The following is a 10,669-nucleotide window of genomic DNA, read 5'->3' as shown; positions in this document are numbered from 1 at the left end:
GCCAGCTGATCTTCAAAGATCAGTTTGGAATCCCAAAGCAGACGCCCGATCAGGGTCGATTTACCGTCATCCACGCTGCCGCAGGTGATGAAACGCAGAAGGCTTTTTTCTTCCTGAGCCTTGAGGTAGCCGAGAATATCATCGGCGATCAAATCAGACTTGTGTGACATCAGAAATAGCCTTCCTGCTTCTTCTTCTCCATCGACCCGGCCTGGTCGTGGTCAATCATGCGGCCCTGACGTTCGCTTGAACGGGTCAGAAGCATTTCCTGGATAATGTCGGGCAGGGTGGCTGCCTCGGACTCAACAGCACCCGTCAGCGGATAGCAGCCAAGGGTCCTGAAACGCACCGATTTCATGTCCGGGGTCTCGCCTGGGTTCAGCGGCATGCGGTCGTCATCGACCATGATCAGCATTCCGTCACGTTCGACCACCGGGCGTTTGGCGGAATAATACAGCGGCACAATCGGGATCTGCTCAAGATAGATGTATTGCCAGATATCAAGCTCGGTCCAGTTCGAGATCGGGAAAGCACGGATGCTTTCGCCCTTGTTGATCCGGGCGTTATAGATATCCCACAATTCCGGGCGCTGGTTTTTCGGATCCCAGCGATGGGTTTCGGTCCGGAATGAAAAAACGCGTTCCTTGGCACGTGCCTTTTCCTCGTCACGGCGCGCACCGCCAAAGGCCGCATCGAACTTGTATTTGTTCAGCGCCTGTTTAAGCGATTCCGTCTTCATGACATCGGTATGCAGGCTGGAGCCATGGGTGAACGGGCCAATGCCGCGCTCCACACCATCCTGATTGATATGAACAATCAGATCAAAGCCGTATTCAGCCGCCATCCGGTCGCGAAATTCGATCATTTCGCGGAATTTCCAGGTGGTATCGACATGCATCAATGGAAAGGGCGGCGGGGCCGGATAAAACGCCTTGCGTGCCAGATGCAGCAGAACTGATGAATCCTTGCCGATGGAATAAAGCATCACCGGTCGCTCGAACGATGCCGCCACCTCGCGGATGATGTGGATACTCTCTGCCTCAAGCTGGCGGAGATGGGTCAGATTAGGCTGCATTCTCTTTCCTGCCGATCAATCATAACTGTGGCAATCAACACATAATTTAGTGTTTATAAAAGTATTTCACTTAGCTTTGATGGGTAATATGGAACGCACCGCAACGCAAGTGTGATTTCTATTTTTACACAAAATTTTGTAGTCGAATGATTATCAACACCTTTAATGGTGTTTAATTCGAAAGGCGTGGCAGGGCAAGTTTATTTGCATCGCAGGGCCTCTGTTCGGGGAGGAAGGCCTCAATTTTACCTTCCAAGCCAGATGCATTGACCAGATACCCCATTCATCGCCATATCAATCGCACGCAATTGCGGCGGCGATATGTAGGGGGCGATGAACGGACACGCACAGCCATTCAAGACCTGGATTATTCAGGATGGTATGGCCCTGATGTGGCAGGGGCGGGGCATTGTTGCCATTTCGGTGCTGCTGACAGTTCTGATCAGCGGGCTTGGCGCTGTCATGCCCGGTCCGGCATTGCTGGACACTGAAGGCACGCCTAACCTGACTGGTGCGATCTGGCAAGTCATCTGGTTTGCGATTTATGCCATTCCGCTGATCCCTGTTGCCTATGTCAGCCACATCGCTGTCCTAAGGGGCGAGGTCGGGTTTGCGGCCATGCGCGTGCAAGGTTTGACCGGTTTGTTGCGTTTTGCGCGGGGCATGATGGCTGCAGCATTGGTGGTGGCGGTTTTGGTCACGCTCTATCAGCTTGTGTTTGTGTCTGATCTTCTATTGATGAGTACAGGCCGCGTTGATGCGTCGGCCGCTTTGCGTCTTGGTGCGGGGGCTGTGGTGGCCCTTCTGGTCTTTGCGCTGTTTGTGCTGTTGGGCGCGTGGGGTGCGATGATCGTTCAGGCGGGGCAGGCAAGGTTTGGCGATGTTCTGGCCGTCGGACGGCGATGCTTCTTCTTTCTGTTTGCGCGACTCTTGGCGGTGGTTCTGTTCCTGCCCATTCTCTCAGCCTTGGTGTTGCCAGTCATGGGGCAGGTGGTGGCGATACTGGTTGCCATTGGCATTCCCGCCGATCCGGCATTTCTGATTGTCAGTGCGGCATTTTCCGCGTTGATCGGCTGTTTCGCGGTTGTGCTGGTCTCCGTGATCTTTTGTCGGGCCTCGCTGCGGGTAAAGTAGAGGGCACAGCGCAAAACCGCATGGGGCTGAAACAAGCTTGGCGATGGAGCGCATTGTAATTTTATTTCAAATTTCGATGAGTTGATAAAATAAACTTGATTTAGGTCAGTGTTGCTTGCCAAATAACGGCAATGTTGCTGACCTAAAGAGTGCTGCCATGTCTGTTCAATGGAATGAAATGATCGTCCCCGATGCCCGTGCCCTGCGGGCGTCTGAAATTCGTGACCTGCTGAAAGTGGCTGAACGGCCAGAGATTATTTCATTTGCCGGTGGCGTGCCCGATCCAAAGCTTTTCCCGCTTGCGACCTTTAATGATGTTTATGGCGCGCTCACCGGCGATGAGCAGGCCGGGCGTCGCAGTCTGCAATATTCCATCAGTGAAGGCCTGCCCGGGTTGCGGCAATGGATTGTGGACGATCTGGCGGCGACGGCGGCCGTGCGCGATATTGATAATATCCTGATTACCTGTGGTGCGCAGCAAGGCTTGGATATGCTCGCCCGCCTGTTGCTGGAACCGGGGCGCGAGATCGTTCTGGAAAAGCCAAGTTATCTTGGCGCGATGCAGGCCTTTTCCATGCGTCGGCCAAGCTATGTCGGCATTGCCATGGATGATGACGGCCCGGTGATTGCCGAACTTGATGCCGCCTTTGCCAAGGGGGCTAGGATTGCCTATCTGTCGCCGGATTTCCAGAACCCGACCGGGCGATCCTATTCGCTTGATCGCCGTTTGGCGGTGCTGGAGACTGCCCGCAAATATGGTGCTGTGATCCTTGAAGACGCGGCCTATTGCAAGCTTGCCTATGAAGGTGAAAGCCTGCCGTCGCTTTTGGCACTTGATGACACCCAGGGCGATCCGGATGCCGGAACGGTTATTCAACTGGGCACGTTTTCCAAAACACTGGCACCGGCCCTTCGCATTGGCTGGATCACAGCACCGCGCCCGGTGATCAAACAGCTTGTTTTGATGAAGCAGGCGGGGGATCTGCATGTATCAACCATCAATCAGGAAATTGCACTGCGTGCTGCATCGAAACTGTTCCCAAGCCATCTGGAAACCCTGCAGGATGCCTATCGCGCCAAACGCGATGTGATGCTAAACGCGCTTGCGGACTTCATGCCCGAAGGTGTCAGTTGGTCGCGCCCGCAAGGGGGCATGTTTGTCTGGTTAACATTGCCCGAAAACATCAACAGCCGCGAACTTCTGATCGATGCGATGGAAGACGCCAAAGTAGCCTTTGTCCCCGGTCAGGCATTTTTCTGTGATCAAAGCGGGATCAATACCGCGCGCCTGAGCTTTGCCACCGAAAGCAGTGAACGTATCCGCGACGGGATTGAACGTTTGGCCCTGCTGATCCGGCGCAAGGACAACCAGTAAGCAAAAAAAGAACCCGGCAGCGGGTGGGGAGTGCTGCCGGGTAGAGACCTGCTGTCGGGGGTATGAAGCAGGTCACGGGAGTTTGCATGGGTCAGGGCATGTCCATGCTCATGCCTGCCCCATTAGGGCGCGCAGCAAAAGTGATGCTGCGCCAAGCACAACAACCCCGCCGACATAAAGGCCGACAAACCACAGCCATCTGCGGGCTTTTGGGGATTTGAGAGGTGATTTGATGCTGGCCATCAGTGATACCCCTCATCCCCGGTTTTGCCGCGAAATACCCAATAGGCATAGGCGGTGTAGCCCAGAATGATCGGCAGCAAGATGGCGGCCCCCACCAGCATGAAGGCAAGGCTGTTTTCCGGGGCGGCTGCATCGCGGAAGGTGATCATCGGCGGCACGATATTGGGATAAAGCGTGATCCCGAAGCCAAGATAGCTCAGGAAGAAAATGCCAAGCGTGATGCCAAACACGGTCTTTTCACGCTTCTTGACCGCATGCCACAGCCAATAGAGCAACCCGACCGTCACAAGCGGGATCGGGGCGAGATACAGCATGTTTGGCAGTTCAAACCAGCGCTGGGCATAGGCCGGATTAACATAGGTCGTCATCAGCGACACCACGCCAAGATTGGCCGCCATCCAGATCACGGCGGGTTTGGCGAGACGGCGCAAGTTGCCCTGAAAATCGCCTTCCATCTTCATGATCAGCCAGCCGGTGCCGAGCAGGGCATAGCCCACCACAACCGCCGTCGCGCAGAACACCGAAAACGGGCTCAACCAATCAAACGCACCGCCCACAAAACGTCCGTTTTCAACCGCGATGCCTTCGATAAAGCCGCCCAGCATCGCGCCTTGCATTGCCGCAGCAATGATCGATCCGGCCGAAAAGGCAAAGTCCCAGTGTTTCTGGTGGTTCTTGCTTTTGAACCGGAACTCGAACGCAACCCCGCGAAACACAAGGGCGAGCAACATGGTAAAGACCGGAATGTAAAAGGCCGTCATCAGCAATGAATAGGCCTGTGGGAAGGCGGCATAAAGCCCACCCCCGCCCAGTATCAGCCAGGTTTCATTGCCGTCCCAAACCGGGGCGACGGTATTCATCATTCGGCCGCGATTTTTCGGGCTTTTGATGAAGGGAAACAGGATGCCAATGCCAAGGTCAAAGCCATCCAGCGTGACATAGGCAAAGACGGCAACAGCAATCAGCAGAACCCAGATCAGTTGATAATCCATGATCATTCTCCTGCCACGGGCGGATGTGCGGCGGTTGATTGGCGACCACCGGCCCGCAAGATTTCGGTTTCTTCAGGGGTGTGGGCGCTACGCGGGTCCTTGACCATGGCGCGCAGGATATAGGCCGTGCCGACCCCGAACACGATGGCATAAACCACCACAAAGGCGATCAGCGATCCGGCAATGGCGGTCGGGGCCACCGGCGACCCGGCCTCGGATGTTCGCATCAGGCCATAAACCACCCAGGGCTGCCGCCCGACTTCGGTCGTAAACCAGCCGGCCAGAATGGCAACAAAGCCACTTGGCCCCATCAAAAGGGCAAAGCGATGCAGATAGCCACAGCTATAAAGCTTCTTGCGCAGGCGTGCGATGACACTGGCAATGCCCAGAAGTGCGATCAAAACGCCCAGCCCGACCATGATGCGAAACGTCCAGAACACAATTGGGGCATTCGGGCGATCTTCGGGGGCGAAGTCTTTGAGCCCGGTGATCTTGCCATCCCATTCATGGGTCAGGATCATCGACCCCAGCTTGGGAATCTCGACCGCGTATTTGGTTTCCTCTTTTTCCATGTCGGGCATGCCAAACAGGATCAGGGGTGCACCTTCGCGGGTTTCAAAATGCCCTTCCATCGCTGCCACTTTGGCCGGCTGATGTTCAAGGGTATTAAGCCCATGTAAATCACCGGCAAAGATCTGGATCGGGCCAAGGATGGCCGCCATCCACATTGCCATGGAAAACATGATTTTCGCCGCCCGGTTTTCGCGATCACGCATCAGATGCCATGCACCAACCGCGCCAACCACGAGGGCTGTGGTCAGGTAGGCCGCCAGCACCATATGCACCAGACGATACGGGAAGCTCGGATTGAAAATCGCATCGATCCAGCTTGAAACCACCGCCCGGCCATTTTCGATCACATAGCCGTCCGGTGTTTGCATCCAGCTGTTGGCTGACAAAATCCAGAAGGCCGAGAAAAGCGTTCCGATGGCAACCATGGTGGTGGCGGTAAAGTGCAGCTTTGGCCCAACACGGTTCAGGCCAAACAGCATGATGCCAAGGAAGCCTGCCTCAAGGAAGAAGGCGCTCAGCACCTCATAGGCCAGAAGCGGGCCGATCACACCGCCGGTAAATTCGGAAAATGGTCCCCAGTTCGTGCCGAACTGATAGGACATGACAATCCCGGATACGACCCCCATGCCAAAGGCGAGGGCAAAGATTTTCATCCAGAATTTGTAAAGCGAAAGATAGGTCTCGTCCCTGGTGCGCAGCCACAGGGCTTCAAGCACGAACAGGTAACTTGCCAGTCCGATGGTAAAGGACGGGAAGATAATGTGGAACGAGACGGTAAAGGCAAACTGTATGCGCGCCAATAGTTCTGCATCAAGCATTGGCAGGGTCCTCTAAGGTGGCGAAGCCTCTGGACAACTCTGCATCTTCCGCGATCGGAAGTGCCCATTAATGGATGCATGTGTCGGTTTCGGGTGGCGCATGCACAGGTTGCCCTGTCAGACCGACCATTAGAACCGACCCCAAAATGCTGCATTGCGAATGCGCAATTTACACTTGGAATATTTTTAAATTCGATTGTAGCGATCTAGGTGTTCGGGGGCGAAAGGCACAGTTTCTCAAGTGCTAGCGAACTTTGCGTTTGCTGGCGTTCCTTGTGGCGCAGCACCATGAATTTGCGCGGTGGGATCGGGAAGTTGGCACGCGCAAGGCGGCCCTGGGCGATCAGCGAGCTGACCGCAAACTGTGAAACGGCGGTGGCGGCGATGCCGTTTTCAACCGCGGTAATGACGGCCTCGTTGCTGGGCAGGACAAGTGCCGTGCGCAGGCGCGCGGGATCAACGCCCAGATCGCGCAGGGCGGCTTCGAATTCCGATCTGGTGCCCGATCCTGCTTCGCGCAGGATCCAGTTGGTCTGGGTGACAAGCGCCTGCGGGTTTAGCGCCCGGCCATTGGCCCACGGGTGATTGGGCGAGACAACAATCACCAATGCGTCTTCGGCAACTTCGCGTTTGGCCAATGCCGGTTCATCAATGTCGCCTTCGATAAAGCCGATATCGGCAGCCCCGCCACGGACGGCGTCCGAGACGGTCTTGGTGTTGCCAATCGTCAGGCGGATTTCAATGCCGGGATACTGGTCATGGAATTTCATCAGGAAGGGTGGCAACCAGTAACTGGCAATCGTCTGACTGGCATAAACATTAAGCTCCCCGCGCTGCATGCCGCCGAGTTCGGCCAAAGTCAGTTCTGCTGCCCGTGCACGGGCCAGTGTTGATTTGGCTTCATCAAGGAACAATCGCCCGGTCTGGGTCAGCTCAATCCGCCGTCCGACCCGGTTAAACAGCGCCACACCATAAAAGCCTTCAAGATTCTTGATCGCGGAGCTGACGGCCGATGGCGTCAGGCCAATGGCCTCAGCCGCGCGGGTCAGATGTTCGCGTTCGGCAACCGCGACAAAGATCTGAAGCTGTTCAAGTGTCATCATGGTTACGTTCAACCGTTCAATTTAATTGAATGAAATATGAGTTTTTATTCGATGGAAGTAAATGGTTGGGTGTGGGATTTTCTGCCTGTGATCAAAACACAGGAAAACCATGTTTTTTAACACCCACCTCAAACCGATCTTGCCCGGGCTTGCTGTAACCGTTCTGGTCGCACTTGCCGCCAAGCTGGCCGAACATGCCGAGCGTATGTTGTTCGGGCGTGGCTGGGTGGAAAGTCTGGTTTTTGCCATTCTGATCGGGGTGGTGGTGCGATCGGTGTTTGGATTGGCGCCGCGCTATTTTGCCGGGGTGCGGTTTTGCGCCAAGACGGTGCTTGAAATAGCCATTGTGTTGCTGGGCGCGTCGATCAGCGCGCAGGCCATCGGGTCGGCAGGGGGCGGGTTGGTTGCGGCCATCATCGCGGTCGTCTGTATTAGCCTGTTTGTCAGCTATCACATTGGGCGCGCGCTGGGTCTTTCTAGTCATCTTTCGATGCTCGTCGCATGTGGCAATTCGATCTGTGGCAATTCGGCAATTGCGGCGACCGCGCCGGTGATTGAGGCGCAATCGGATGATGTGGCGGCCTCGATCTCGTTCACTGCGGTTCTGGGGGTGCTGTTTGTTTTTGTTCTGCCGATGCTTCATGCCGGACTTGGATTATCGGCAACCCAATATGGTATTTTTTCAGGGCTCACGGTTTATGCCGTGCCGCAGGTTCTGGCGGCAACCGCACCGGCTGGCACCCTTGCGGTTCAGGTCGGCACACTGGTCAAGCTGATCCGGGTTCTGATGCTGGGGCCGGTGATCTTTGCGCTGGCTGTGATTGGCGGGCGGGCGCGTGAGACGAAGCTTCCGATTGCGCAGGTCGTGCCGTGGTTCATCATTGGCTTTATCGCCATGATGGTGGCCTGTTCGTTTGATCTGATCCCCGATATTGCCCGCGCGCCGATCAAAACCACATCGTCCTTCCTGACCATCCTTGCCATGGCCGCCCTTGGATTGAGTGTTGATATCCGAAATGTCTTGCATGTTGGCGGGCGGGTGGTGATGGCGGCCCTGTTGTCGCTGATGTTTCTCTGTGCCCTTTCGGGGGTGGTACTTGTGGTTCTGGCATAAAAAAATGCCCGCTGCCCAAGATGGGGGAAGCAGCGGGCAAGGGGGAAGAAGCCGCACATGCGCCGGATAAGCTGGCAGCTTCTTATGGCGTTTCGCTGGGGGTGGACACCGTGGGAGGAGATGTCGGAAACGAAACGCCCGGGTAGATCCAGAATCGCAAAGCGTTGGCTTTGCTAATCCGTTAACGGTGCCTTTTCTTCATGCGCCTTAAGCGCGTTCCATTCATCGTCGCTAAAGATGCGCGATCGGGTCAGGAAGCGTTTGCCCTCTGGTCCCTCCAGCGAAAACATGCCGCCGCGCCCGTCGACCACATCAATGATCAGTTGGGTATGACGCCAATATTCGAACTGTGCGCGCCCGATATAAAACGGACTGCCTTCAATCTCGCCCAGCAACACGTCCTGATCACCGGTTTTGAATTCCCCGTCGGGAAAGCACATCGGTGCACTGCCATCGCAGCAACCCCCGGACTGGTGAAACATCACCGGCCCGTGGATATCCTTGAGATTCCTGATCAGTTCAACTGCGGCATCTGTCGCAACCACCCTGTCAGGCGCGTTTTCTGATCCAGTCAATGTCACCTCCTTCTTTGCGAAAGGCGACCGGACGCAAGGTTAACCTCGCGTCCGGCTCCGAAGAGGATCGGATCAGAAGAATCCCATCGGTTTCGGATCGTAGGAAACCAGAAGGTTCTTGGTCTGCTGATAGTGGTTGAGCATCATCTTGTGGTTTTCACGCCCGATGCCCGACTGCTTATAGCCGCCAAAGGCCGCATGCGCCGGATAGAGGTGATAGCAGTTGGTCCACACACGACCGGCCTTGATATCGCGGCCAAAGCGGTATGAACGATTGGCATCCCGCGTCCAGACACCAGCGCCAAGGCCATACAGCGTGTCATTGGCGATATGAAGCGCCTCGGCATCGTCCTTGAAGGTGGTTGCCGATACGACCGGGCCAAAGATTTCCTCCTGGAAAATCCGCATGCGGTTGTGGCCCTTGAAAATGGTCGGCTGGATATAGAAACCATCGGAAAGGTCACCGCCCAGATCGGCCTTGTCGCCGCCACACAGGACTTCGGCACCTTCCTGTTTGCCGATATCCAGATAGGACATGATTTTTTCCATCTGCTCGGTCGATGCCTGCGCACCCATCATGGTGTCAGTATCAAGCGGGTTGCCCTGTTTGATGTTGGCAATACGCGACAGAACGTTATCCATGAACTTGTCATAGATGCTTTCCTGAATGATCGCGCGCGACGGGCAGGTGCAAACTTCACCCTGGTTCAGGGCAAACATCGCCATGCCTTCGGCGGCCTTTTGGCGGAAATCATCATCGGCTGCCATGATGTCTTCAAAGAAGATGTTGGGCGACTTGCCGCCGAGTTCGAGGGTGACCGGAATGATGTTTTCCGATGCATATTGCATGATCAGGCGGCCGGTAGTGGTTTCACCCGTAAAGGCGACCTTGGCCACACGGTTGCTTTGTGCCAGCGGCTTGCCGGCTTCCACGCCAAAGCCCTGAACAACGTTGACAACGCCCGCCGGGATCAGATCGGAAATCAGTTCCATCAGAACACAGATTGATGCCGGGGTTTGTTCGGCCGGTTTTAGAACAACGCAGTTCCCCGCGGCCAGGGCCGGGGCCAGTTTCCAGACCGCCATCAGGATCGGGAAGTTCCATGGGATGATCTGACCGACCACGCCAAGCGGTTCGTGGAAGTGATAGGCGACTGTGTTGTCGTCAATCTCGCCAAGCGAGCCTTCCTGTGCGCGAATGGCGCCCGCGAAATAACGGAAATGGTCAATCGCAAGCGGGATGTCGGCTGCCAGCGTTTCACGCACGGCCTTGCCATTGTCCCACGTTTCGGCGACGGCCAGCATTTCAAGATTGGCTTCCATACGATCAGCGATCTTGTTGAGCATGTTGGCCCGTTCCGTGACCGAGGTCTTGCCCCAGGCCGGGAAGGCGGCATGTGCGGCATCAAGGGCCTTTTCGATGTCCGCAGAGCTCGATCGTGCAACTTCGCAGAACGGCTTGCCATTCACCGGCGAGACATTTTCAAAATACTGACCCTTGGCAGGGGCCACCCATTCACCGCCGATGAAGTTCTCATAGCGGCCTTTGAAGCTGACCTTGCTGCCAGAGTCATTTGGATTCTTGTAGATCATTTGGGTTCCTCCGAGATAACGGGCGATTTGCCGCCCGCATTTTTGATTATGACGATCCGTTACCCGCAAAGGTC

General features: G+C 55.7%; 10 protein-coding genes. 3 read left to right on the top strand and 7 right to left on the bottom strand.

Annotated features, from left to right (window positions below; all coding sequences use genetic code 11):
* Positions 1–169: 169 nt before the first annotated feature.
* A complete protein-coding gene (gene cysD / locus B3Z49_RS12495) occupies positions 170–1,075 on the bottom strand; it encodes a sulfate adenylyltransferase subunit CysD (protein ID WP_349676387.1) in 906 nt (301 codons plus the stop codon).
* Positions 1,076–1,408: 333 nt separating this feature from the next.
* Between cysD and B3Z49_RS12490 the strand changes: the two genes are divergently transcribed.
* A complete protein-coding gene (locus B3Z49_RS12490) occupies positions 1,409–2,209 on the top strand; it encodes a hypothetical protein (RefSeq protein WP_296991300.1) in 801 nt (266 codons plus the stop codon).
* 157 nt (positions 2,210–2,366) lie between these two features.
* Complete coding sequence (locus B3Z49_RS12485) at positions 2,367–3,584, top strand: PLP-dependent aminotransferase family protein (protein WP_296991297.1); 1,218 nt, start codon at positions 2,367–2,369, stop codon at positions 3,582–3,584.
* A 108-nt stretch (positions 3,585–3,692) separates the two neighbouring features.
* On the opposite strand, the gene B3Z49_RS12480 is transcribed toward B3Z49_RS12485, so the two are convergent.
* From B3Z49_RS12480 to B3Z49_RS12465, 4 genes are all read right to left on the bottom strand, one after another.
* Positions 3,693–3,827, bottom strand: coding sequence for a DUF2474 family protein (locus tag B3Z49_RS12480; protein WP_083997117.1), 135 nt, complete (start codon positions 3,825–3,827; stop codon positions 3,693–3,695).
* Positions 3,827–4,825 (bottom strand): cytochrome d ubiquinol oxidase subunit II, encoded by a 999-nt coding sequence (gene cydB, locus B3Z49_RS12475; protein ID WP_296991288.1) that lies wholly within the window; start codon positions 4,823–4,825, stop codon positions 3,827–3,829. The genes B3Z49_RS12480 and cydB overlap by 1 nt, the downstream gene beginning before the upstream one ends.
* The gene (locus tag B3Z49_RS12470) at positions 4,822–6,210 is read right to left on the bottom strand and encodes a cytochrome ubiquinol oxidase subunit I (protein WP_296991285.1); all 1,389 of its coding nucleotides are present in this window, start codon (positions 6,208–6,210) and stop codon (positions 4,822–4,824) included. The genes cydB and B3Z49_RS12470 overlap by 4 nt, the downstream gene beginning before the upstream one ends.
* A 206-nt stretch (positions 6,211–6,416) precedes the next feature.
* A complete protein-coding gene (locus tag B3Z49_RS12465; RefSeq protein ID WP_296991313.1) occupies positions 6,417–7,310 on the bottom strand; it encodes a LysR substrate-binding domain-containing protein in 894 nt (297 codons plus the stop codon).
* 112 nt (positions 7,311–7,422) lie between these two features.
* Between B3Z49_RS12465 and B3Z49_RS12460 the strand changes: the two genes are divergently transcribed.
* Positions 7,423–8,427 (top strand): YeiH family protein, encoded by a 1,005-nt coding sequence (locus B3Z49_RS12460; RefSeq protein ID WP_296991283.1) that lies wholly within the window; start codon positions 7,423–7,425, stop codon positions 8,425–8,427.
* Between the two features lie 173 nt (positions 8,428–8,600).
* On the opposite strand, the gene B3Z49_RS12455 is transcribed toward B3Z49_RS12460, so the two are convergent.
* Both B3Z49_RS12455 and adh read right to left on the bottom strand, forming a co-directional pair.
* Positions 8,601–9,002 (bottom strand): DUF779 domain-containing protein, encoded by a 402-nt coding sequence (locus B3Z49_RS12455; RefSeq protein ID WP_296991280.1) that lies wholly within the window; start codon positions 9,000–9,002, stop codon positions 8,601–8,603.
* Positions 9,003–9,074: 72 nt separating this feature from the next.
* The gene (gene adh, locus B3Z49_RS12450) at positions 9,075–10,595 is read right to left on the bottom strand and encodes an aldehyde dehydrogenase (RefSeq protein ID WP_296991278.1); all 1,521 of its coding nucleotides are present in this window, start codon (positions 10,593–10,595) and stop codon (positions 9,075–9,077) included.
* Between the last annotated feature and the right edge of the window lie 74 nt (positions 10,596–10,669).

The organism is Thalassospira sp. UBA1131 (assembly GCF_002311515.1).
Taxonomy (GTDB): domain Bacteria; phylum Pseudomonadota; class Alphaproteobacteria; order Rhodospirillales; family Thalassospiraceae; genus Thalassospira.
This window is presented reverse-complemented; position numbering and strand designations above follow the sequence as displayed.